This window comes from Streptomyces sp. NPDC051364, assembly GCF_040682115.1.
Classification (GTDB): Bacteria; Actinomycetota; Actinomycetes; order Streptomycetales; family Streptomycetaceae; genus Streptomyces.
The window spans coordinates 63888-85917 of the sequence record NZ_JBFBAH010000020.1; the positions used below are offsets into that span (position 1 = coordinate 63888).

17 protein-coding genes are annotated in these 22030 nt (G+C 72.6%); 9 read left to right on the forward strand and 8 right to left on the reverse strand.

Features of this window, described 5'->3' with window-relative positions; translation table 11 throughout:
- Positions 1 to 17 precede the first annotated feature (17 nt).
- Positions 18 to 1262: a ricin-type beta-trefoil lectin domain protein gene (locus AB0M76_RS30945; protein ID WP_365956037.1), complete on the forward strand. Its 1245-nt coding sequence runs from the start codon at positions 18 to 20 to the stop codon at positions 1260 to 1262.
- Between the two features lie 92 nt (positions 1263 to 1354).
- On the opposite strand, the gene AB0M76_RS30950 is transcribed toward AB0M76_RS30945, so the two are convergent.
- Positions 1355 to 3001 carry a phospholipase D-like domain-containing protein gene (locus tag AB0M76_RS30950; RefSeq protein ID WP_365956038.1) on the reverse strand — a complete coding sequence of 549 codons (1647 nt, stop codon included), beginning with the start codon at positions 2999 to 3001 and terminating at the stop codon, positions 1355 to 1357.
- Between the two features lie 307 nt (positions 3002 to 3308).
- On the opposite strand from AB0M76_RS30950, the gene AB0M76_RS30955 reads away from it, so the two are divergent.
- Positions 3309 to 3953 carry an RDD family protein gene (locus AB0M76_RS30955; protein WP_266670156.1) on the forward strand — a complete coding sequence of 215 codons (645 nt, stop codon included), beginning with the start codon at positions 3309 to 3311 and terminating at the stop codon, positions 3951 to 3953.
- Positions 3954 to 4158: 205 nt separating this feature from the next.
- Positions 4159 to 4800 (forward strand): MerR family transcriptional regulator, encoded by a 642-nt coding sequence (locus tag AB0M76_RS30960; protein WP_365956039.1) that lies wholly within the window; start codon positions 4159 to 4161, stop codon positions 4798 to 4800.
- Positions 4801 to 4866: 66 nt separating this feature from the next.
- Here the strand turns inward: AB0M76_RS30960 and AB0M76_RS30965 are convergent, their stop codons facing one another.
- Positions 4867 to 7551: a DUF6493 family protein gene (locus AB0M76_RS30965; protein ID WP_365956040.1), complete on the reverse strand. Its 2685-nt coding sequence runs from the start codon at positions 7549 to 7551 to the stop codon at positions 4867 to 4869.
- Positions 7552 to 7866: 315 nt separating this feature from the next.
- On the opposite strand from AB0M76_RS30965, the gene AB0M76_RS30970 reads away from it, so the two are divergent.
- The gene (locus AB0M76_RS30970; protein ID WP_365956041.1) at positions 7867 to 8652 is read left to right on the forward strand and encodes an alpha-N-acetylglucosaminidase C-terminal domain-containing protein; all 786 of its coding nucleotides are present in this window, start codon (positions 7867 to 7869) and stop codon (positions 8650 to 8652) included.
- 13 nt (positions 8653 to 8665) lie between these two features.
- Here the strand turns inward: AB0M76_RS30970 and AB0M76_RS30975 are convergent, their stop codons facing one another.
- Together AB0M76_RS30975 and AB0M76_RS30980 are read right to left on the reverse strand one after the other, a co-directional pair.
- On the reverse strand, positions 8666 to 9631 hold the full coding sequence (locus AB0M76_RS30975) for an MASE1 domain-containing protein (protein ID WP_365956042.1): 966 nt from the start codon (positions 9629 to 9631) through the stop codon (positions 8666 to 8668).
- A 33-nt stretch (positions 9632 to 9664) separates the two neighbouring features.
- Positions 9665 to 10498, reverse strand: coding sequence for a PP2C family protein-serine/threonine phosphatase (locus AB0M76_RS30980; RefSeq protein WP_365956043.1), 834 nt, complete (start codon positions 10496 to 10498; stop codon positions 9665 to 9667).
- 232 nt (positions 10499 to 10730) lie between these two features.
- On the opposite strand from AB0M76_RS30980, the gene AB0M76_RS30985 reads away from it, so the two are divergent.
- Complete coding sequence (locus AB0M76_RS30985; RefSeq protein WP_365956044.1) at positions 10731 to 11651, forward strand: MurR/RpiR family transcriptional regulator; 921 nt, start codon at positions 10731 to 10733, stop codon at positions 11649 to 11651.
- A gap of 315 nt (positions 11652 to 11966) precedes the next feature.
- Positions 11967 to 12338: a hypothetical protein gene (locus AB0M76_RS30990; RefSeq protein ID WP_365956045.1), complete on the forward strand. Its 372-nt coding sequence runs from the start codon at positions 11967 to 11969 to the stop codon at positions 12336 to 12338.
- A 16-nt stretch (positions 12339 to 12354) separates the two neighbouring features.
- Here AB0M76_RS30990 and AB0M76_RS30995 read toward each other — a convergent pair whose 3' ends face one another.
- From AB0M76_RS30995 to AB0M76_RS31005, 3 genes are read right to left on the reverse strand one after another with little or no spacing between them, the layout of a single operon-like run.
- Positions 12355 to 13431: a serine protease gene (locus AB0M76_RS30995; RefSeq protein ID WP_365956046.1), complete on the reverse strand. Its 1077-nt coding sequence runs from the start codon at positions 13429 to 13431 to the stop codon at positions 12355 to 12357.
- Between the two features lie 11 nt (positions 13432 to 13442).
- Positions 13443 to 14588: a trypsin-like peptidase domain-containing protein gene (locus AB0M76_RS31000; RefSeq protein ID WP_365956047.1), complete on the reverse strand. Its 1146-nt coding sequence runs from the start codon at positions 14586 to 14588 to the stop codon at positions 13443 to 13445.
- A 6-nt stretch (positions 14589 to 14594) separates the two neighbouring features.
- Positions 14595 to 18677, reverse strand: coding sequence for a hypothetical protein (locus tag AB0M76_RS31005; protein ID WP_365956048.1), 4083 nt, complete (start codon positions 18675 to 18677; stop codon positions 14595 to 14597).
- Between the two features lie 286 nt (positions 18678 to 18963).
- Between AB0M76_RS31005 and AB0M76_RS31010 the strand changes: the two genes are divergently transcribed.
- The 3 genes from AB0M76_RS31010 to AB0M76_RS31020 are packed head-to-tail and all read left to right on the forward strand — an operon-like array spanning position 18964 to position 21280.
- Positions 18964 to 19764 carry a caspase family protein gene (locus tag AB0M76_RS31010; RefSeq protein ID WP_365956049.1) on the forward strand — a complete coding sequence of 267 codons (801 nt, stop codon included), beginning with the start codon at positions 18964 to 18966 and terminating at the stop codon, positions 19762 to 19764.
- Between the two features lie 41 nt (positions 19765 to 19805).
- Positions 19806 to 20348, forward strand: coding sequence for a helix-turn-helix domain-containing protein (locus AB0M76_RS31015; RefSeq protein ID WP_365956050.1), 543 nt, complete (start codon positions 19806 to 19808; stop codon positions 20346 to 20348).
- Positions 20345 to 21280 carry a 2-dehydropantoate 2-reductase gene (locus AB0M76_RS31020; RefSeq protein ID WP_365956051.1) on the forward strand — a complete coding sequence of 312 codons (936 nt, stop codon included), beginning with the start codon at positions 20345 to 20347 and terminating at the stop codon, positions 21278 to 21280. Before AB0M76_RS31015 ends, AB0M76_RS31020 begins: the two co-directional genes overlap by 4 nt.
- A gap of 112 nt (positions 21281 to 21392) precedes the next feature.
- Here AB0M76_RS31020 and AB0M76_RS31025 read toward each other — a convergent pair whose 3' ends face one another.
- Positions 21393 to 21848: a response regulator transcription factor gene (locus tag AB0M76_RS31025; RefSeq protein ID WP_365956078.1), complete on the reverse strand. Its 456-nt coding sequence runs from the start codon at positions 21846 to 21848 to the stop codon at positions 21393 to 21395.
- Between the last annotated feature and the right edge of the window lie 182 nt (positions 21849 to 22030).

Here is a 22030-nt window from a genome sequence, read left to right on the forward strand (position 1 = left end):
ATGTCACCGGGTCCGGCTTGGAGCAGGCGGCCTTCCCGACCATCGGCACCTCGGGCGACGTCACGGGCGACAAGCTCGCCGACCTGAGGGCCGTCAGCGCCAACAGGCAGCTCGCCACCCTCGCCGGAACCGGCACCGTGCAGCCCCTGAACGTCACCGGCATCAGCCAGACGCCGGCGTTCCTCGGCAACCTCTCCGCTCCCGCCGCGCAATGGAAGCTCACCGGGCAGACCGGTGGCATCACTCCGAGCGCCGTGGGCGACTACCCCGCGACCACGAGCTGGATCACCTGGCCCACCGCGACCATCGGCGGACGCAGCACCCCGTACGCGGCGTTCGGCGGCGGCCAGGCCACCATCACCGCCAACAAGTGGGTGATCGACACCCGCAAGAGCTTCACCATCAGCACCTGGGCGAAGGCTTCCGGCAACGGCGCCCTCGTCCTCAGCCAGGACAACACCCGCAACAGCGCCTTCACCCTCTACGCCGACCCCGCCACCGGCCAATGGCGATTCGCCCTGGCCAAGGGTGACGTCGACGGCTGGTCGTACGACTGGTCGGACGCGGGGGTCAACGACTCGGCCAAGTTCTACCCGGACGCGTGGACCCAGCTGACCGCCGTCTACAACTCCGACACCGCCCTGATGAGCCTGTACGTCAACGGCACCCTCGCCGCGACGGGCCACCACCCGGCCTCCACCAGCCCCGCCCCCAGCGGCTCGCTCGTGTCCGGCCGCTACAAGGTCAACGGAGCGCCCGACTACTTCGGGGGCTTCACCGGCGGTATCAGCAACCTGGCCGTCTACCCCTACGCGGCGCCCCTGACCGCCCCCGGCGCCATGGGCCCGATGTCCCTGTCGGCCAAGCCGAGCCACTGCCTGGACAACGACAACGGCCGCAACCTGGACGGGAACAAGATCCAGGCCTGGGACTGCAACATGATCAACGGTGGTGACGCGCAGAAGTTCGAGATCCGGGCCGACGGCACCATCCGGATCGCGGGCAAGTGCATCGACCCCGCCTACGCCGGCACCACCAACGGCACGCTCATCTGGCTCTACCCCTGCAACGGCAGCTATGGCCAGCAGTTCCTGCCCCACGCCGACGGCACGATCTACCACCCCAAGTCGGGCCGCTGCCTGGACACCAGCAACATGAACACCGGCACGCAGCTCTACCTCTGGGACTGCAACGCCACCAACCCCCAGCGCTGGACCATCCCCGCGCTGAGCACCGCCCCGCTGCCCGTACCCCTCCCGTAGTGCCCATCGACGGCTGACGCCGACGAGCAGCGCGAGAACCGCCCCCGGCAGTGGCTGCCGGGGGCGGTTTCGTGTGGGCGTCGGGCGGGTGGTCAGGCCGGGCAGATGCCGCGTTCGTGGTCGACCGTGGCGGTCGCGCGGGAGTACTGCCACTGCGGGGTCAGGAGCTGGGCGTCGAGCTGCCCGGCCGCCGTGGGGCTCTCCACCACGTAGCCGAAGTCCTGGAGCCACGACGGGTAGAGGTTCTTGGAGCCGATGTAGAAGGCCGAGTCGTCCACGGAGACCACCTTGTGGTGCTGCGCGTACGGGTGGCCGTCCGCCCACGTCGGGCTCTGCGCGCTGCGGAACGTGGCCAGCTGGAGGTTCGAGCACATCGCGGCCCTGGCCGTGCGCTGGTCGCCGGTCAGCAGGGCGAGGCGGTCGCGGAGGGTGTCGCTGATCTCCGAGAGTGACTTGATCTGCGAGTAGCCTCCGCTGCCCACGGCTCCGCGGTTGGCGGGGTCGCTGACGACGATGCGGACCTTCACACCGGCGGTCATCCGCGCGGCGAGGGCGTCGTAGACGCGGATGTCGTAGCGGGGCAGCGGCGGGCAGGTCGCGTTGACGTCCTGCTGGGAGATCTCGATGTGCCGGTTCGCGCTGGAGATCAGCGTCCGCAGGGCGCTCTCCTCCGGGTTGACCGTGTCGTAGTCGCGGTCGGCATTGGTGTTGTCGTGCAGGCCGACGGTGCACTTGGTGTCGGGGGCGCTCGGCAGGGTGGGCCGGAAGGCCGAGGACGGGTCGTTCCGCTTGATTCCGACGCCGAGTCCGCCGACGGCGATGGCCGGTACGTTGCCCGGGCTCGCCGGAGACGTGGCCGGCGCAGCATCCTCGGCCAGCGTGGGCATGCACCCGGCCCCGTTGGACGAGGCGAACCAGACGCTGGCGATGTTGCCCTTGTTCCGGCAGGTCCAGGACCACAGCTCGTCCAGGTAGCGGCCGGCGGACGCGGCGGCCGGCCCGCGCAGGGCGAGGTCGACGTCGGCGACCGGGTGGGCGGTCTCCAGGTAGTCGCCCTTCCAGCTGTTGATACCGCCGGTGATCACTGACCTGCCGTCGACCACGAGGAGCTTGGAGTGGTTCCACGAGAACGCCGTCTTCGACGTAGTCATCGAGGCGACGTTCAGGTCGATGTTGCGGGCGTCCGTGCCAAGCCTGGCGACGAGCTCGTCACGGTACTTCGAGGGCATCACGTTCAGGTGGTAGAGCGGCGCGGCACCGACCAGGACGCGCACCTTGAGCTTGTTCCCGCGCGCGGCAGAGGACTTGAGGCCCGCGACGATCGCGTCCTGGAACGCGCCGTCGGGTAACGGTGCGAGAGTCGATATGTCGATGGTCTGCGTCGCCCGGGAGATGTTCTCCGTCATCTTCGAGAGGAGCCGCTCGGTTCCCGGCCGTGCGGTGCACGTGTCGTCGCCCCAGCAGCCCGGGGTCTGCAACAGCCAGTCGGCGCCGCCGGGAGTCGAGGCGTCGAGGATGTTGCCGACGGTACGTTCCCACACCTGGCCTTCGAGGCCGGGGGAAACCTGGCGGAGCGTCTGCTCCACCGCATCGAGGTGAGGCGCCGGGGTGGCGGCGGGCCCGGAGCCGGCCGCCGCGGCGGCCGAGGTCGGAACGGCGGTGAACAGGGCCAGCAGGACCGCCGACACCGCCCCGCGCGTGGCGGGAGCGGACGGGCGGGGAAGGGAATGGCGGTGCAATGTGACTTCCTTGCAGGAGGGATCGCCGTCGCCGCGTGGGGGCGACCGGCCAGATCAACTCGCGGAAGTTACCACCGGGTCGGAAGCGCCCGGAATTCCCGCTCATCGGATTCGGCCACGTCGGCGCGGCGGGCGCTGCAGGGCTCACAGCCGGGCCGAACTGGCCGGATTGGACAAGTGGTCGATGGAACGACCACGATGATGCGCGCTAGACCGCGGCCGCTCAGGGGGGCAGAACCGCCCATATGGTGATGTTCCTCCGATCGTTGCGCTACGTCCCCGTTTCCGACACCGGAGAGTTTCAGCCATGAGCTTCGGCGACCCGAACAACCCGTACGGCCAGCAGCCCCCGCAGGGTCAGCCCGGTTACCCGCAGCAGGCCCCCCAGGGCGTGCCGCCGCAGTACGGATACCCGCAGCAGCCTCCGCAGGGCGTCCCCCCGCAGCAGTACGGCTACCCGCAGCAGACCCCGCCGCCGTACGGCGCGTACCCGCCGCCCGGCATGCCCGGCATGCCCGGCTCCGGTATGCCGCCGCTCGCCCACTGGGGCCAGCGCTTCGGCGCGTACCTGCTCGACCTGCTGATCATCGCGGGTCCGATGTACGCGCTGGGGTTCATCGACCTCGCCACCGCGGACAACCCGGCCACGGCCGAGCCCGGCATCTTCTTCACGATCGGCGTGCTGTACGCGATCGGCATGGCCATCTTCCAGCTGTACAAGGAGGGCGCCACCGGTCAGACGATCGGCAAGAAGGTCCTCGGCATCAGCGTGCGCCGCGAGGCCGACGGCAACACCCTCGGCTTCGGCATGGCGTTCGTCCGCAAGCTGGCCCACGCCCTCGACAGCCTCGCCTGCTACGTCGGCTGGCTGTGGCCGCTGTGGGACGAGAAGAAGCAGACCTTCGCCGACAAGGTGTGCAGCACCGTCGTCATCACGGTCCCCAAGGGCTGAGGCCGCCCCTCTCCCCTTTCTCCCACCCGGCAGCGGAGCTCGTCCGCTGCCGGGTGGGCGCGTTTGGACGGCGACGCAGCCCTCGGCGGCTGCGGTGGTGCGGCCCGGTATCGGCTCGGCGAACACACTTCCGCCAGAAGGCTGGTTGGATAGCGACGCTGTCCAAGAACGGGATCGCGGCACTCGCCAAGGAGGGCAACAAGAGATGAGGCTGGCAGAGCTGAGCGAGCGGAGCGGCGTCTCCACCTCGACCATCAAGTACTACCTGCGGGAAGGCCTGTTGCCGCCCGGAGGGAGGGTCAGCGCGACGACCGCCGAGTACGACGAGGGCCACCTGCGCCGGCTGCGGCTGATCCGCGCGCTGCTCCAGGTCGGCAGGATCCCGGTGGCGACGGCCCGGGAGGTGCTCCGCCACATCGACGACGACTCCCTGGGCCGGACGATCCGCCTCGGCGCCGCCCTGTGGGCGCTGCCGCACGGACCCGAACCGGACGAGGGGGACGAGGCGGTGGCGGCCGCGCGCCGGGAGGTGGACCGGCTGCTCGACATACTGGGCTGGACGACCGCCCGGGAGCTCGGTTCCCTCTCCCCCGTCCACCGGTCGCTGGTGGTGGCGGTGGCCTCGCTCATCCGGCTCGGCTATCCCTGGCATGCCGAACTGATGGCTCCGTACGCCGAGTTGATGCACCAGGCGGCGATCCGCGACCTGGATTTCGTGGAGACGCATCCCTCCGAGGCCGAGAAGGTCGAGACCGCCGTGGCGGCGACCGTGCTGTTCCAGCCGGTGATGAAGGCACTGCACCGGCTGGCCCAGGAGGAGGAGTCGTCCCGGCGGTACGGCCTGTGAGCCGGGGGCGGGCTCACGGCTCACAGACCCCGAGCCCGTCCCGCCCCGGCCCCTCCCGCCCGACCGCTACGAAGCCGCCGCCAGGGCCGCCCTCAACCGCCGGGCCTGCGTGACGAGTTGCGAGGAACCGCCCCGCGCGGCGGCCTCGGCCAGCCCCGCCGGGGCGGGACCGCGCGCACCGCAGCGCTCCACACAGTCCGCGGCCACCGCCAGCAGCTCGCCCGTGCCCCGCGCGGCGGCGCTCCCCGCCAGCAGCGGCGGCAGCGCCTCCGCGAGCACCGCCCAGGTCGTGGCGTACGCGCCGGTGGCGGCGGCCGCGCGCGCCGCCTCGGCCAGCCGGCTGGGCTTCACCGTGCCCAGACCGAGCAGTTCGGCCAGATCCCGCCCGACCCTCGGGGCGTCCAGCTCGCCGCGGGCCGCGAGGAGCAGCAGCGCATCGACGGCCGCGCGGCGGTCCTCGGCATGGCCCGCGCCGAGACCGGTCGCCACCGCCAGGTGCAGGGCGGGGCCCGCCGGTCCGCCCAGCTCCGCCAGCCGCGGCAGCGGTGCTCCCGCGCCGCGCTCACGGGCCGTGGCGCCCGCGGTCACCTCGGGCAGCAGCCAGGCCGCCTGCGTCTCGCGGTCCTCGGGCAGGACGGCCTGCTGGACCAGGCCGCCCTCGCACGCGCGGCAGCAGTTGCGGCCCGGCTCGGCCAGCGCCAGGTCGAGCCTGCGGAACGCCGCCGGGAACTCCTGCCGGACGACGCACCGTTCCCGGGGCTCGAGCACGATCTGCCGGGCCGCCGCCGGGGGCCGGTCCCACCAGAGGTGACCGGCCTGCGGGTCCGGTGCCGCCGCCGGGACCGTCACGCGGCGCAGCACCGCGGGCGGTTCGCCCGCACCCGTGAGCCAGGCCGCCAGCCGCTCGCCCTCGGGGGTGCCGAGCGCGGCTGCCGCGGGCGCGGCCCCGGTGTCGCGCCGTACGCGCAGCAGCGCCTGGGCGAAGTCGGCCGGGGCGGGCTCCGCGCCGAGCCGCCGGTACGCGGTGAGCCGTACGACGAGCTCCTCGGGCTCCAGGGAGCCCGTCTCCCAGGTGGGGGTGGCGAGCAGGAACGGCAGCGGGTCGGTGAGGACGCGGTACGCGGCCTCCGCCACCCGGGAGGCCGTCACGGCGCTCAGCGCGGCGTGGACGCAGTCCGGCCGGCAGCCGTCGCCGCGCGGGCCCCGATCCGGTCGCAGGTCGTCCGCGCGGACCCGGCCGAGCACCGCGGCCGCCATCGGCTCCAGCCCGGACAGCCGTTCCGGATCCACCGGCCGGCCGCGCTCGGGATGCCACCAGCGGCCGCCGAGGACCGGGCGCAGGGCTTCGGCCAGGGCTGCGCGGTCGTGGTGGGCGTGCCGGACGAGGCCGTCGAGGGCGGACTCGAACGCGGCGGCGGTCTGCTCCCCGCACCTGACGGAGGCCGCCACCAGGTCGGCGGTCCCGGCGAGCGTCGGGGGTTCGACGGCGAGGCGGCGGCGTACCGGCGCCGGGGGCAGGACCTCCTCGTACGCCGGCTCCGCGCAGCTGCCGCCCGCGGACCCGAGCAGCTCCGCGGCGGCGCGCCGGTGGGCGGGGCTCAACGCATCGGTGTGGAGGGCGAGTTCCCGGCGCAGCTCCCGGTCGCCGGGCCGCAGGTGCCGCACGAGCAGCCCGAGGGCGCGCTCCTGCAGGGCGGTGTCCTCGTGCCCGAAGGCGCCGGCGACGGTGGGCAGCACTGCGTGCCGGGCGGCCGGGTCGCGTCGTAAGGCCTGGCCCAGGAGCACCAGTTGGGCGCGTACGAGCTTCTTCTCCGGTCGGCGGAGCACGGCACACGACATCTCCGCGAGCTGCTGCGCCGGCAACTCGCCGGCCTCGGACAGCCGGGCGAGCACCTGCTGGGCGTGTCCGGCGAGCGGCGACGGCCCGTCGGCGGCCATCGCGATCCAGTCGGCCGTACGCTCCCGCTCCTCGGCCGGGGTGAGTTCGAGGCGTTCCAGCATGGCGAGGAAGAACTTCAGCTGGTTCTGCCGGCCGCCGCGCAGCAGGCGGGCGACGCAGCCGTCGACCAGGACGCGGCGTTCGACGATCCCCTCCTGCGCGAGCGCGGCCAGCTCGGACGGCCAGTGGTTCGGGGCCGTCGGATCGCTGCACCAGTGGAGCGCCTCGGGGGATTCGGCCGTCACGAAGAGCTGGGGCACCAGCTCGCGTGCGTACGGATCCTGGCGCAGGACGATCGACAGCGGGCTGTGCGTGGAACGGGCACGGTCCATCGTGAAGATGGACCGGACCCAGCCGTGCACGAACGCGTCGGTGGTGGGGGCGGGGCAGCCGGCGAGCCGGACCAGCTCCCGGATCAGCGGATAGTCCGCCTCGGCGGTCGCGGGGCGGTCGGCGAGGAGGTGGGCGAGGTCGCCGAGCCAGCCGGGGTCGCGGTCGGCGAGCAGGTCGAGCAGCAGCCCGGTCGGCAACTGCTGCCCGTCGCGCAGATCGGGCGCGCCGATCCAGGAGGCCGCGGCGGCCGCGCCGGTGTGGCAGCCGACGCCTGCGACGAGCAGGCCGGAGCGGATGCGGTCGCGCTCCTGCCAGTGGTTCCAGTCCCAGCCGCGTATCTCGCGGCGCAGATCGGCGAGTCGGGCGAGCAGCTCCCGGCGCTCGGGCGGCGTGAGCGGCTTGAGCAGGCGGGGGATCAGGTCGGTGCGGCCTTCGCGGACCGCCTCGAGTATCGGGTTCATCGGGCTCATCGGGCTCATCGGCTCCTCCGGTGACGGGTCCTGGGGTGGTGACGGCCTCACGCTGCACCGTGCGCTGGGCTGCGCCGTGCGGACGGCGGTGCATGCGGACGGCGGTGCATGCGGACGGCGGTGCGTGTGGGTGTGCGTGCACGGGACTCGGCGGCCACGGTAATCCGGCCCGCCCGCGGCAGGTGCCGGCTCAGGCCCCCGGCTGGCCGATTCCCGGTCCTGGCGGCGGTGTCCGCCCGGGGGGCGACGGACCGTCACCTCGTCGTCCCCGGTTGCGTTATGGGGCTGCCGCCCTGCGGGGCCACCGACTCGGGAGGACCTCCGATGCCACGATCCGGCCGGCCCCGGCCGTCCCGCCGCCCCGGGCTCCCGGCCCTCCTCGTGCTGCTGGTCCTCGCGGCCGAGCCGGGCGGGGCCGCCGCGCTGCCCGTCACCCCGTCGGCAGAACCCGCCCCGTCCGCCGCATCCGCCCCGGTCTCCGGTCCGGTACGCACGGGCGTCCCCGCCGCCCGGGCCGCGCTGCGGCGGCTGCTGCCCCGGCACGCCGGCCAGTTCACCCTCCTGCCCGGTCCCCGCAGCGCCGACGGCCAGGACAGCTTCACGGTGTCCGGCCGGGCCGGGGCCGTCGTCGTCCGGGGCAGTACGCCGGCGTTCCGTTTGCTGGTGGCGGAGTGGCAGTGCGACGAGCGGCTGCTGGCGGCCGTCACCGGATCCGACCGGAACTTCCTGTTCGGCAGGTGGACTGCCGACGCCCGTTCCTGGGGTGTGAACGCCGCGGAGCGCGACCGCTACGAGTACGACGTCCGCTCCCTGCTGACCACATGGGGCACCCGCACCACCAGCGAGCCGCCGTTCGCGCTGCACGACTACGCGAACCGCGAATGGGCGGGACTGCTGGAGGAGTTCTACGCGCCGCGCTGGGCCCGGTACTTCGCCTCGCCGGACCGGGCTCTGGTCTCGGGTGAGGCGCCGGAGACGATCGACTGGTACGCCGTCGAGGAGGCCTGGGCGCGCCGTACGAGCTCGCATCCGACGGAGCCGAGCGGGGATCCGTACGCACTCGCGCGCGCCGTCGCGGACGCGCTGCCGCCCGCGGACGCACGGACCTGAGGCCTCTGGTCAGTCAGTCCCCCGGCCTGCGGGGGGCGAGCCGTTCGACGACCTCGGCCAGGTCCTCGCACACCTGCTCGATCTTCAGGCGGATGTTGTTCTGTTCGGTGACCATCGCGGACAGCAGCAGCGCGGTCAGGGCCGCCGAGCCGTTGAGCGCCTGGAGGTTGACCATGATCTCGAAGAGGGTGTGGTCGGCGAACGGTCCGGCTTGATCGGTCGCCGCCGAGATCACCACGACGGACATGATCAGGACGCAGGGGGCACTGCCGGCCAGCTGGAAGCGCACGGCCGCCCAGATCAGCAGCGGGAAGACGAGGAAGAGCAGCGACAGGGAACTGCGGGAGGCCATGAAGGCTCCGAGCCCGGTGGCGACGCCCAGCGCCACCGCCTCGGCGACGCGGTACGCATCCTCCGGCATCCGGACCGTGGGCAGGACGAGCAGCACCGGGGTCGCCACGAGCACCCCCATTGCATCGCCGGCCCACCACGCCGACCACACCGGCCAGAACCCGCTCGGCGCCAGATCGCCGGTGGCCACCAGCACCCCGGTGCCGATGGACGCGCTGATCAGCATCGGCACGAGCCCGCCCAGGAAGACCAGGGCCAGGCCGTCCCGCAGCCGGTCGATCTCGGTGTGGAAGCCCACACGGCGCAGCAGCAGGTACGCGCACAACGGCGCGAGGGTGTTCCCCAGGACGATCCCCAGGTCCTCGATCCGGAAGCTGCTGAGGTGTTCGATGACGAGATACGTGCCGAGGGCGATCCCCGGCCAGATGCGCGGTCCGAACCACAGCAGGGCGGCGACCGCGATGCCCGTAGGCAGCCACAGGGGCGTGACCTCGGCGCCCTCGACGACCACGCGCAGCAGGAGGCCGATCCGTCCCGTGGCGTAGTAGGCGGCGGCGACGCCGAGGATCCCGAGAAGGGTTCCTGCGGGACGTCGCCATTCCTCGGTGCGCACCACAGCATCAGACAACAACCGCCGCCTCCGGGCGGAGCGTGACACGCGCTACCAGCGCCGGGGGCCCGCCGCGTCATGGCTGAGGACCAGCACGGCCGCGTCGTCGGCGTGGCCGGTGGAGTCGGCCACCTTCATGATCTCGGCGGCGATCTCGTCGGGATCGGCGCCCGCCGCCTCCCGGACCACCCGGGCCACGCGGGCCAGTCCGACGTCGATCGGGAACGACGGCCCTTCGACGACGCCGTCGGTGAGCAGCACGATGGAGCCCGCCTGGTCCAGCCGGCGCCGGGTCACCGCGTATCCCGCCCCGGGCTCCACCCCCAGCGGCAGGCCGCCCTCGTCGTCGGTGATGCCGTACCGGCCGTCGACCGTGGCCCAGACGGAGGGCACGTGGCCGGCCCGGGCGCTCTCGAGCTCCCAGGTCTCGGGGTCGAAGCGGAGCAGGGTGCAGGTCGCGAAGAGTTCGCAGTCCAGCGACAGCAGTACGTCGTTGGCCCGGCTGAGCACCTCCCCCGGGTCCTCGACGACGGCGGACACCGCACGCAGGCCGACGCGGACCTGCCCCATGAAGGCGGCGGCCTCGACGTCGTGACCCTGTACGTCGCCGATGGAGAAGGCGAGGGCTCCTTCGGGCAGCGGGAAGCCGTCGTACCAGTCGCCGCCGATGTCCAGGCCGTGGCGGGCGGGTACGTAGCGGGCCGCGCTGCGCAGCCCGGGCAGGGCGGGCAGCGCGGCCGGCAGCATCTCCCGCTGCAGCGCCTCGGCGAGCTCCACCCGGGCCTGCTGCATCTCCGCCCCGGCGCGGACCCTGGCGGTGAGCCGGCCCAGCGTGGTCAGCAGGTCGTCGGCGCTCACCGACTTCGGGGGACGGCGCGGGGTCATGGACCGCTCCCGGGTGCATCCATACGTCCCGTCCCTGCTCTCGGCTCTCGGTTCCCGCCGCGCGCGGTGCGCACGCTGCGCCGAAAACCCGAGCACATCATATTTCCGGCCTCCGGGGGTCGCGAGAGATGCGGGCCGCTCAACCCGGGGCGGGGCCCGGCCGCTGCGGGTCGGCCGACCACAGGGCGTGAGCTATGTTTGAAGACGAGTGACATGAGAGGGAGGCCCATCGGTGTCATCGGGGCAGCAGGCACGCGCACAGGCGGCTGCGATCACGCCGAGTGGGCAGGCGCCGCCGGTCCATGAGCGCGCCCCCGGCGACCGGGTACGGGCCCTGTTCGACGGCCATCGGCTGTCCCCCGGGCAACGGCGGATCGCCCAGTACCTGATCGACCACCTCACCGAGGCCGCGTTCCTGTCGATCACCGAGCTCGCGGAGCGGGTGGGCGTCAGCCAGCCGTCGGTGACACGTTTCGCCACTTCCCTCGGGTTCAGCGGCTACCCGGCCCTGCGCGACGCCCTGCAGCCGATGGCGCTGAGCGCGGTCGCGGGCTCTCCGGAGACCCGCGAGCAGTTCCGCCGCAATGAGCTGCAGGCGGCCGTGGACGCCGAGATCCTGAACCTGGAGAACGTACGGCGGCTGCTCGCGGACACCGACCAGGTGCTGGACATCGGCCGTGAGCTGGCCCGCTCGGTGCCGCTGACGGTCCTGGGCCTGCGGATCTCGGTCTCGCTCGCGGAGTACTTCGCCTACGCGGCACGGCGCATCCACCCCGATGTCCGGCTGGTGACACGTGGAGGCAGCGTCGCCTACGACGCGCTGCTCCAGTCCCGCGAGGCCGGCGGGACCTGGGCGCTGGCGTTCGCCATGCCCCGGCACGCCAAGGAGACCCTGGCGGCGCTCCGGGCCGCCCGCAGCACCGGGCTGAAGATCGCGCTGATCACCGACACCACGCTGGGTCCGCTGGTGGACGAGGCGGACGTGGCGCTGACCGCCGGGACCGGTGCACGCCTGGTGTTCGACTCGTACGCGGCGCCGGGGATGCTGTCCGCGGCCCTGCTGCAGGCGATGGCGGACGCGGATCCCGGGCGGACGCAGGCGCGCCTCGAAGGGTACGAGCAGGTCGCCGACCAGCACGGATTCTTCCTTTAAGGACGATTTTCAACCGGTACGAGGCAGTCCACTTTCACGCCGTCTCCTCGTATGTAATTTTTCATTCTCTTGTTTACTCGACGGTATATATGTTTACTAAGCAGCGCGCCGGATCCACCAGACGCCAAGGAGAGCGACCCCACGCCCTCCCAGAACGGGCACCCGCGCGGGACGCTCCTCCTCACGTTCCGCCTCGGTGCCGGTTCCCGGCACTGGGATCCACCAGAGCGCTTGTGGCGGCCTCGGTCAACCCCTGGGCCGAGGCCGCCCACCAACCTCTCGATCAGTGTTCGACACCATTCGGAAGCGACGAGAATGCGCCAGACGGCCTCTACCACGCTCAGCCCGGACTGGCCTTGCCAGGTCAAGACCCCCGGTACCCATGACTGGGAACGCACGGCCATGCGCTGGCTGCGGGACCTGCTCCCGGCCCGCTACGGCAGCTACTCGACGCTGACCCGGAGCCCCGTCCTCCTCACCCGGCACGCCCAGCTCCAGCTCCAGCACGAGATGCGCGCGGTCCGGGTCGCCCTGGAGACCAGCCGCGCCGAACTTCCCTCGATGGGCGTGGCCGAGTCCGTCATCGAGAATTCGATCCGGATGTACGCCGTAGAGCTCCAGCAGCTGGGCCGGCTCTCCCGCGCGGTGCGCCTCGTCGGCGACGCGCTGCGCGTCACATCCGGCTGACGCGCCGGTTCCCGCGTCACACCCAGTTGACCTGCGCCCGGCTCAACAGGGGGTCGTCCACCAGCTCCCACAGCGGGACCGCGTAGTTCCCGAAGCCGTAGCGGCCGCCGTAGTGCAGGCCGAGGACGCGGTGGTCGACCAGGTCGAAGACCGGGGAGCCGCTGTTGCCGCCCAGCGTGGAGCAGTCGTGCTTCACCGTGAGCTCGCCGGGAACCAGCCCCGTCGTCGTGCCGGGCTGAAGGCGCTTCACGTTGTAGACGTCCATGAAGATGCGGCGCATGGCCTCCGGTTCGTTGCGGCGGCCGTCCTCCGCCGGGTAGCCGATCACGTACACCGGCCGGCCGGGCACGTCGGCGGGCGGATCGGCCGCCACCGCCACCGGGGTCGCCCGAGCCCCGCCGCCCCGGGCGGTGTCGATGCGCAGCAGGGCCATGTCGACGTCGGGGTGGATGCCCACCACTTCGGTGACCGCGAACTCCAGCGAGCCGTCGCCGGGAACGGCGGCCAGATCCTCCGCCAGGTCCAGCCGCGCGCTCATGCCCGGCCGGAACGTCCAGCCGGCTCCGTCGCCAGTGGCGAACTCGACGGCCACATGACGGTTCGTCATCACGACGTCGGGGCCGACGAGAAACGCGGTGCCCAGCCAGTCCAGACTGGCGTGTCCCGTGACCTCCACCCGGCCCACCCGGGCGATGGACTCCCGGATGGCGGCGCGCTGGCCCTCGAGCACCACCCAGTCGCCCTGCTGGGTGGGAAAGTCCTGGCCCTGGATCAGCAGGGCGGGCCGGCCTTCGAGGAGGACGATCGCCTCGACGCCGAAGTACTCGTCTTCGTCGACCTCGTCGGCCCGCCCGGCGGCGAGTTTCTCCAGCCCGCTGACGCCCGCGTTCAGTACCCTCGCCCGCTCGCGGCGGGCGAACTTGCCGATCTGCCCGGCCGGGGCCCGGTCCGCCGGGAGGCTCTCCGAGGACTCGGGGATCTCCGCGTCCGCGTCCGCCTTCAGGCCCTGGCGTACCCGTTCGGCGACCGCGCCCAGGTCCCGGAAGATCTGCGCGGGACCGGTCGCCACCGGTGACCTGCCGCTGCCGCCCATCTCATGCCTCCTCAGGCCGGGCCCTGCTGCGCCGGCGCCGACTGCGCCGCCGTGATCTCGGCGTGGACCTCGGGGCTGTGCTCCCGCAGGTGCCGCATGACGCTGCTCATCTGGGTGCCGACGTTGACGAACGCAGTGGTCTTGCCCTGGAAGTTGACGTCCTCGACGCGCCGCGTCCCGCGGTGGAGTGCGACCACCTGCCAGTCGTCGGTGAAGACGGGTGATCCGGAGGACCCGCCCCGGGTGTCGGTGAAGTAGCGCACGTCGTTCTCGTTCGCCTCGTAGACGAGGTTGTTGCGCAGGGCGACGCGCTTGGGCTGACCGCCCGGGTGCTGGATGATGTTGACCGCCACCGGCTCCCCGGCGACCGTCAACGGCTCGGTGGCCACCCGCAGAGCGGCCCGCTGCGGCTGGCCGGTGAGCCGCAGGACCGCGTAGTCGAGGGCCTCGTCCCAGGCGACCAGGCCGCTGGCGGCCACCTCCTCGGTCTCCGTGTCGTCCGCGCCGAAGTCGAAGCGCGAGCGGGAGTTCTGCGCCTGCAGCTGGAGGTCCGCGGGATCCACGATGCCGCGGTCCGTCGCACTGCGGGTCCGGGCGTTCACCACGTGGTGGTTGGTGACGAGCAGGTCCGGGGCGATGAGCCAGCCCGTCCCCGAGTGCGGGAAGCCGTTCGGCTGGAGCGGGGCGCCGGCCTGGTACGGCAGGACCTTGATCCGGGCGACCGCCCTGCCCGCCTCCTCGCCGCCGCGCAGGAACTCGAAGGGCACCGTGTCGTCCCGGTGGATGATCTCTTCCTTGGTCTCCCCGGCGGGCAGCCCGGCCGGTACGTCGGGCTCACCGGCGGCGTCGCGCGCCACCTCGTCCAGGGCCTTCTGGAAGACGGCGAGCGGTCCGGCCTCCACGGTCTGGGCGACGGCGTTGCGCAGCCAGATCTCCAGCGGTACCGAGCCGTCGACCAGCCGCTCCACGCGGTTCATCTCGTTCAGGTCCGAGTGCACCTGCATGCCGGGGGCGGCCATCAACGGCAGCGTGCCCCGGTACTTGGGCATGATGCCGTCGAGGAGCAGCCGCCGTACCGACGGATCGGCGAGCCCGGCCTCCAGCGAGGCGTCGACCAGCCGGACGATTTCCTCGGAGGGGAGATACGCGTCGCTCATACGGGTTCAGGCCGCTCGCGGGCCGTTCCTTTCGGCTGTTTCGGCTGTGCGGGCCGGTGCCGACGGCGCAGGGCCGGGGGTACCCGCACCCATGGCGGCCGCCACGCCGGAGACGAGTACGCCGCTGTCGTCGTGCAGCACGAGGAGCCGCTGGGCGAGCACGTCGAGGGTGCCGCGGTCGCGGGCCTCGCGGAGCATGCCGGCCATGGAGGGCGACGGCGGGGGCGGGGGCAGCTGCTGTTGCACGGGCCGGGCCGGTACGGGGCCGACGGCGTTCTGGAGGATCTTCGCGAGGGCGAACCGGAGCTCGGGCTGCTCCGCCAGCACCCGGACGATCGTGTCCGCGAGCGCGTCCAGGGCCCCGTCGTCGGTGTCCGGCAGTCCCACGACGTCCAGGGTGTGGCCGAGCGCGGCCGGATCGTGCCGGGACACCTCGGCCGCGACGGCCCGGACCAGGACCGGCTGCTCCGCCAGTGCCTCGTCGGGCAGCTGCCGCAACTGCCGGGCGAGGCGACGGTCGATGTCGGCGTCGCCTTCGTGCGAGGCGGCCAGCCGGGCCCGCGCCAGCGTGGCTGCCAGGGCATCGAAGTCCCGGCCGAGGCCGGTCGCGATGTCCTCCGCCTCGACAAGGTCGCGTTCGGCCTCCTGCACGTCACCGTCCTCCTCCGCGAGGCGCGCGGAGAGCAGCAGCAGATCCAGCTGCGCATCGACGTCGCCCGCCTCCTCCGCGCGGTCGACGGCCTCCTGCGCCGTGCTCCTGGCCTCCGTACGCCGTCCGCTGCGGGCCAGGGTCTCGACGAGCAGCGGGTCGAGGGGGCTGCCCGGTGTCCAGGGGCGGCGTTCGGCGAGCCGGGCCGCGGCCTCGCCGGTGAAGCCCTGCGCCAGCAGGTCCTCGATCTCCCGTGCAGCGTTCCGCTCCCAGTCCTCCTGGTCGGCCTCGTGCAGTGCCTCGTCGGGGATGTGCCCGCCGAGGCGGCCGGTCAGGAAGGCGGCCGACCGGGACGCCATGTCATGGTCCGCGCGGTCGAGGTAGCGCTCGACGCCGGGCTCCCAGCGCTGCTCCACGGAGCGGGGGTTCTCGTTCAGGCGCAGCCGGTGGTAGATCTCCTCGGCGCGTGCCTCGAGCCCCTCGCGGGCCGCGTAGTACTCCACCGCGCGCTGCCCGACCGTACGCATCAGGTCGGTGCGCGCGGAGTCCGACAGGCGCAGCATGATGGCCCGCAGGTCGGAGCGGTGCCGCAGCGCGCCCGGGCCGGCCGGTTCCATCAGGTCGAGCCGGGCCAGCCGGCCGAAGAGGCGGCGCGCCTGCTCCGGGGAGTCCACGTCCAGTCCGCACGCCGGTGCGAGGACGTCCCTGATGAGCTCGGGGGTGATGGTGCGCAGCGCCAGGCCCGCCTGCGCGAGGCCGCGTGCCTGCACATCGGCGATGTGCTTGAGGATGCGGTCGTACAGGATCCCCTGGACGAGCATCTGGTCGACCTTGCGGTAGAAGTACCGGCGCCGGGCGGGCAGGCTCTCGACCAGCTCGCCGAGCGAACCGGCCTCCTGGCCGGCGAGCACGGCCGCCTGCGCGGCCAGCTTCAGGCTGAGCGGGTGGCCGCCTACCCGCTCGGCCAGGGCCCGGGCCACGCCCTCGTCCTCGATCCCGCTGGACATGAGGAGGTCCACGGCGGCGTCCGGTTCGAGGTCGCCGAGCGCGATCGTCTTCGGTTCCGCGGCCTGCGCCGGGTGGTGGACGCCGGCCCGCCCGGCGACGATGAACCGCAGCCGCGGATACCCCTCGTGGAGGACCGACCAGATGGCCCACATACGGCCGAGTACGGGGTTCGCGCGGTACTGGGCCTCCTCGAACGAGTCGATCACGATCACCAGCGGCGGGACGCCCTCGGCGCCGCCACCCGCGCCCGCCACCGCCTGGACGAGGCATGCGCCGACCCGGCGGACCAGGTCCGTCTCACGGGCGCGCGCCCGGCTGTGGAACTGTTCGGCGGCTCCGCGCCCGGCTCCGGAGCGGGTGGTGGAGAGCCGGTACAGCTCGTCGACGGTGTTCTGCTCCTCCCGCTGGGTGCGGGCGGTCTCCTCGCACTCTGCGGCCAGTGCGTCGAACGCGGCGCGGTGCTCGGGGTACTGGATGCCGAGCTGCCGGGCGATGTCGGCGACCAGGGTGACCGGCTCGTGGACCGAGAGCGTGGGCCGCTCGAAGTCGACATAGGCGAAGGGGAAGTCCGCGGGGAGGTCGACCAGGAACCTGGCGAGCAGGGTGCTCTTCCCCATGCCGCCCAGCCCGTGGATGAGCAAGGGAGGATCTTTGACGAGTTCCCTGACGGGTTCGTGGACGGAACCGGCGCCGTCGAGGGGAGGGGCAGCTGCCGGCGCGGAGGCCGGCAGCCCGACGTACGCCCGCAGCTCGTCGAGCTCGGCGGCGCGCCCACAGAATCTGCCCCTGACCAGGCGTTCGAACGGCTGGCGCAGTCTGGCGCGCTCCAGCAGCTGCTGGACGTGCTCAGGGTCCGGTATCCCGCTCGTGTGCGGGATCTGCACGAGCCACAGCACCGCCTGGAGGATGTCGGCGAGCCCCTCGACATCCTGCTCCCCCAGGGCCGGCGGTGCACCGGAGAGGTAGGCGAGCGCGAACCGCTCCGGTCCGGGGCCCTCGGGGACCTGGCCGAGGTTGGCCTCGAGGCCGAGGCGCGCGGCTTCCGGGCCGGCCAGGCCGCGCAGTGCCGTCTCGCGTACCTCCTGCTTGAGGACCCAGCCGGCCCGGGGCTGCATGCCGAGGGTCGTGCAGTCGTGGACGAGTTCCAGCGCCGCCCGGCCGCTGCTCTCCCCCTCGCCCGGCAGCCGCAGCTGCGTGGGATCGAACTCGGTGAGGAGGCTTGCGGTCTCCCGGTACGCCTTGCGGCGGTCCGGGACGGCGGGCTCGGGCTCGCCCTCCGCGGCGAGCAGTTCCCCGTGCAGCCGGGCGGCGAAGTCCTCGCCGGGCCGCAGCGAGAGGTAGAGGCGTACGGTCCGTTCGGCCGCCGTGCAGATCTTCCGCATGTAGCTGTCGTCCCCCGGTCGCTGCGCCGCGTCGAGGATCGTCGCGACGGCCGCGTCGGCCAGCCCCTCGACCCCGGCCGTGCCTCGCGGCTCGGGCGTCTGTGCGAAGAACGTCAGGAAGAAGCTGCGCAGATCGTCGGGACCGGCGATCCGCGCCGTGTCCCGGCACTCGTTCTTGCGGACGTCGTACGGCAGCTGGCGCATCGCCGACCCGTAGCCCAGCAGCACGAGCCGGGGCACGGTCTCCTCCTGCACCGGGGTGTACTCGTAGACGGCCAGGGCCAGCCGGCCGATGCAGTCCCAGACGTCGGAGTTGGCGTCGAGCTTGTCGCACTCGTCGAGGACGAGCCAGAACCGCTCCTCCGCGGCCGTGGCGCGGCCGACGATCCGGTGGACGGCGTCGTCGACCGACGGCAGTGGATCGTTCAACTGTGTCGTGTTCAACGGTGAGATGCCAGGGTCCCGGTCCCCGACGAACTCGGCCAGCCGCCGGATCACCTGGGCGGCTGTCGAGGTGCGCGACAGCGTCACCCGCACCGGGCGGAATCCGCAGTGCTGGCCGAGGTACCGGATCAGGTTGTACGAGTACGAGCGCCCGCTGTCGGCCTCGCCGTCGACCACCAGCACGGTCTTCTCGGGGTCGGCGAGGAATTCCCGCAGGCGCGCCCGCAGGTCGGCACGGTCGATGAACACCTCGGTGCCGTTCTTGAGCACGCCGGCGAGGAAGTGGTCAGGGGCGGAGGTGTGCACGTTCGCGTCCTCGAGCAGCCTGGCCTGGAACCTCTTGGCCTCATTGCCGTCCGGCAGGGAGGCCAGCCGGTCGAGGCTGACCAGGACCTCGAGCAGATGGAGCTGCGCCGCGATGTCCTTCCGTGAGGCGCGCACCAGCGTGACGGCGTTCTCCCCGCTCTTGTTGGTCAGCGCGAGGCTGCCGATGAATTCCGGGGGAAAGCCGTGCTGGTCGAGCCTGTCATGCGGGTCCGGGGTGTCGAGGAGATATTCCGCCACCCATTGGGTGACGAGGCCCCATTCCGTTTCGGTGAGCGGCATACCGCACCTACCCGGCCGCCCTTGACGGGCAGCAGACGGATTGATTGCTATCTGTCATGGTTTCACCCGGTCTGTTCGGTGGCAAGGCGGCCGGTCGCAGAGTGACCGCCGGTCGACCGCGGTCGACCGCACGGGGTCGCGGAGATCGCGGGCGTTGCTCCGGCCGCCGCGCCCGATCGGGCGTCGCTGCGAGCCGCGCGGTTCGGCGGCCCTCTGCCGCGGAACCCATGCCCGAGGTGTCGCCCCATCCGGTGCCACCGTGCTCACCCCATCCGAGGAGGACCTCATGCCCGCAGGCGTGTCCATCCACGTAGGACTCAACAACGTCGACCCCCGCAAGTACGACGGCTGGGACGGACAGCTCATGGCATGCGAGAACGACGCCCGCGACATGGCCGAACTGGCCCGCGGCGCCGGGTTCGACGACACCGTGATCCTGACGAAGGAAGCCACCGTCGACACCGTCACCACCGCACTGCGCAAAGCGGCCGGGAAGCTCGGGGGCGGGGACATCCTGCTCCTCACCTACTCGGGCCACGGCGGCCAGATGCCCGACAGCGACGGCGACGAGCCGGACGAGCTCGACGAGACCCTCGTGTTCTTCGACCGCCAGTTCCTCGACGACGAGCTGCACCGGGAGTTCCAGCGGTTCCACAAGGACGTCCGGATCATCACGTTCCTCGACTGCTGCCACAGCGGCACCGCCACCGAACTGATCGACGCCCCTGCCCAGGGGGATGCGGTCCGCCTCATGCCGGTGCTGAAGCAGCAGCAGATCTTCGAACGGGACAAGGCGTTCTTCCAGGATCTCCAGCGCGAGCTGCGGAGCACGAACGGCGACGGCGGGGAACCCGGCGTCGTGCTCATCTCCGCCTGCCAGGACGACCAGGTCGCCCTGGACGGCCGCGTCAACGGCAAGTTCACCGAGACCCTGCTCCGGGTCTGGAACGGCGGGGAGTTCAGCGGCGACTACGAGGCCTTCCACCGCGACATCAAGAAGCGCATGCCCGCCACCCAGATGCCGAACTTCTTCACGACGGGCAGCCCCGACACCCGGTTCCTCGGTCAGAAGCCCTTCACGATCTGAGAATCAGTTCGGTCACCGAACTGATTTGCTACGGTGGGCCCATGGCGCTCCCTCGCGACTACCGCGGCCAGTCCTGCTCGCTCTCCCGCGCCATGGAGGTCGTCGGCGAGCGCTGGACCCTGCTGATCGTGCGGGACGCCTTCTTCGGAGTCCGGCGGTTCGGGGACTTCGCCGCCCACCTCGGCATCCCGCGCGCGGTCCTCACCGACCGGCTCGCCGGTCTCACCGGGGCCGGTGTGCTGGCCCGCGTGCCCGGAGACGGCCGGCGCGAGGTGTACGCCCTCACGGACAAGGGGGTCCGCCTCTGGCCGGCCGTCCGCGCGCTGTCCCTCTGGGGCGAGGAACACCGGCCCGCACCCGGCGGGCCGCGCCGGGTCTTCCTGCACGCCGACGACGACGCCCCGGTCGCCGTCGACGGGCGCTGCACGGGCTGCCACGCACCCGTCGAGGTCGCCGACCTCCTCGTGGCGCCCGGGCCCGGACTGCCGCCACCGTCCGCCGATGACGATCCCGTCACCGCGGCCCTGCACCGGCCTCACCGGCTCCTGCAGCCGCTGCCCCTCACGAAAGGCTCTCCCGTATGAGAATCCTGACAGTCGGCGCCGGCGCCGCAGGCGGCTGGTTCGGCGCCCGCCTCGCCCATGCCGGGCAGGACGTCACCTTCCTGGTCCGCCCGGAGCGGGCCGCCGCCCTGCGCGAGCGCGGGCTCCGGGTCACGGGCCTCGGCGAAGACCTCACCCTCACCCCGCAGTTGGTGACCGCCGACGCGCTGTCGCACCCGTACGACCTCGTCCTGCTCTCGGTGAAGTCCACGGCGCTCGACCGCGCGGCGAAGGACCTGGCCCCGGCGGTCGGCCCGCGGACCGCGATCGTGCCGCTGCTCAACGGCATGGCCCACCTCGACCACCTCATAGGCCACTTCGGCGGCGCGCCGGTCCTCGGTGGCGTGGCCAAGGTGGTCACCACCCTGAACGAACACGGCGACATCGTGCGCATGGCCCCGCCGTCCACCCTGCTCACCGGTGAACTCGACGGCCGGGCCTCCGCCCGCGTGGACGCCGTTCGCGCCCTGCTGACCGGGGCGGGCATCGACAGCCCAGAGACGCCGGACGTCGTCGCCGCGATGTGGCACAAGTGGGTCTTCATCACCACCCTGGCGGCCGTCACCTGCCTGGCGCGCGGCTCCGTCGGCGAGGTCGGCGCCGTTCCCGGCGGCTCCGGTCTCGGGCCGGCCGTACTCGCGGAGGCGGCGGCCGTCTCGGCCGCCGCGGGCCATCCCGTACCGGAGACCGAACTCGGCTTCACCACCCGGACGGTGACCACGCCCGGCTCCCCGCTCACCCCGTCGATGTACCGGGACCTGATCGCCGGCCGTCCCACGGAGGTCGAGCACGTCTTCGGCGACCTGGTCGCCCGGGCCCGCGCGCTCGCCGTGCCCACCCCGCTGCTGGACCTCGCGACCCTGCAACTGCGGGTGCACCAGCGGCGCGCGGTGCAGCCCCAGGACGGTGGGTGACTTCCGGCGCGGTCCGTCGTTGAACACGGCGGTCAAGCGAAGTGCACCAGCGAAGTCCCGGGTCTCCCCGCGAGGCCCGGGACTTCGTGTGCCGCCGCCGTGCCGTTCCGGGTCAGACGAGGCCGTTGTCCCTGGCGTAGAGGGCGGCCTGGGTGCGGTCGCGCAGGCCCAGCCGGCTCAGGACGCGGGAGATGTGGTTCTTGACGGTGCCCTCGCTGAGGTAGAGGCGGGAGGCGGTCTCCTTGTTCGTGGCCCCGGCCGAGATGAGGCGGAGCACTTCCGTCTCCCGGGGCGTGAGCAGCTCGGGGGCCGGGAGCCCGGCCGCCAGGCTGGCGATGACCGTCTGGTCGAACTGGGCGACCCCCGCGCGGGCGAGACGTACCGCCCGGGCCAGCTCGGCGGCGGGCGGGTTCTTCAGGAGGTAGCCGACCGCGCCGGCCTTCAGCGCCCGGGTGACGTACTCGTCGTCGTTGAACGTCGTCAGCATCACGATCTTGCATGCGGGCAGGCTGCGGCGGAGCAGCCCCGTGGCGGCCACGCCGTCGATCCCGGGCATCCGGACGTCCATCAGCACCACGTCGGGGCGGCAGGCCGGGGCCGTTTCGGCGGCCTCGGCCTGCCGCCCCGCCCGGGACCCGTGAGCAGTACGCCAACGACCCGATCATCAGCGCCCAGGTGCTCGCCAAGGGCTATGCCTACGCCGCGACGGACAAGGGCAACACGGGAGACGAGCTCTACAAGGACGGCGGC

Coding starts and splice junctions, on each gene's coding strand:
- AB0M76_RS31025 (WP_365956078.1), bottom strand. CDS start 21,848: ATGGACGTCCGGATGCCCGGGATCGACGGCGTGGCCGCCACGGGGCTG.
- AB0M76_RS30980 (WP_365956043.1), bottom strand. CDS start 10,498: ATGACCCCGCGCCGTCCCCCGAAGTCGGTGAGCGCCGACGACCTGCTG.
- AB0M76_RS30970 (WP_365956041.1), top strand. CDS start 7,867: ATGCCACGATCCGGCCGGCCCCGGCCGTCCCGCCGCCCCGGGCTCCCG.
- AB0M76_RS30955 (WP_266670156.1), top strand. CDS start 3,309: ATGAGCTTCGGCGACCCGAACAACCCGTACGGCCAGCAGCCCCCGCAG.
- AB0M76_RS31010 (WP_365956049.1), top strand. CDS start 18,964: ATGCCCGCAGGCGTGTCCATCCACGTAGGACTCAACAACGTCGACCCC.
- AB0M76_RS30990 (WP_365956045.1), top strand. CDS start 11,967: ATGCGCCAGACGGCCTCTACCACGCTCAGCCCGGACTGGCCTTGCCAG.
- AB0M76_RS31000 (WP_365956047.1), bottom strand. CDS start 14,588: ATGAGCGACGCGTATCTCCCCTCCGAGGAAATCGTCCGGCTGGTCGAC.
- AB0M76_RS31005 (WP_365956048.1), bottom strand. CDS start 18,677: ATGCCGCTCACCGAAACGGAATGGGGCCTCGTCACCCAATGGGTGGCG.
- AB0M76_RS30995 (WP_365956046.1), bottom strand. CDS start 13,431: ATGGGCGGCAGCGGCAGGTCACCGGTGGCGACCGGTCCCGCGCAGATC.
- AB0M76_RS31015 (WP_365956050.1), top strand. CDS start 19,806: ATGGCGCTCCCTCGCGACTACCGCGGCCAGTCCTGCTCGCTCTCCCGC.
- AB0M76_RS30960 (WP_365956039.1), top strand. CDS start 4,159: ATGAGGCTGGCAGAGCTGAGCGAGCGGAGCGGCGTCTCCACCTCGACC.
- AB0M76_RS31020 (WP_365956051.1), top strand. CDS start 20,345: ATGAGAATCCTGACAGTCGGCGCCGGCGCCGCAGGCGGCTGGTTCGGC.
- AB0M76_RS30965 (WP_365956040.1), bottom strand. CDS start 7,551: ATGAGCCCGATGAGCCCGATGAACCCGATACTCGAGGCGGTCCGCGAA.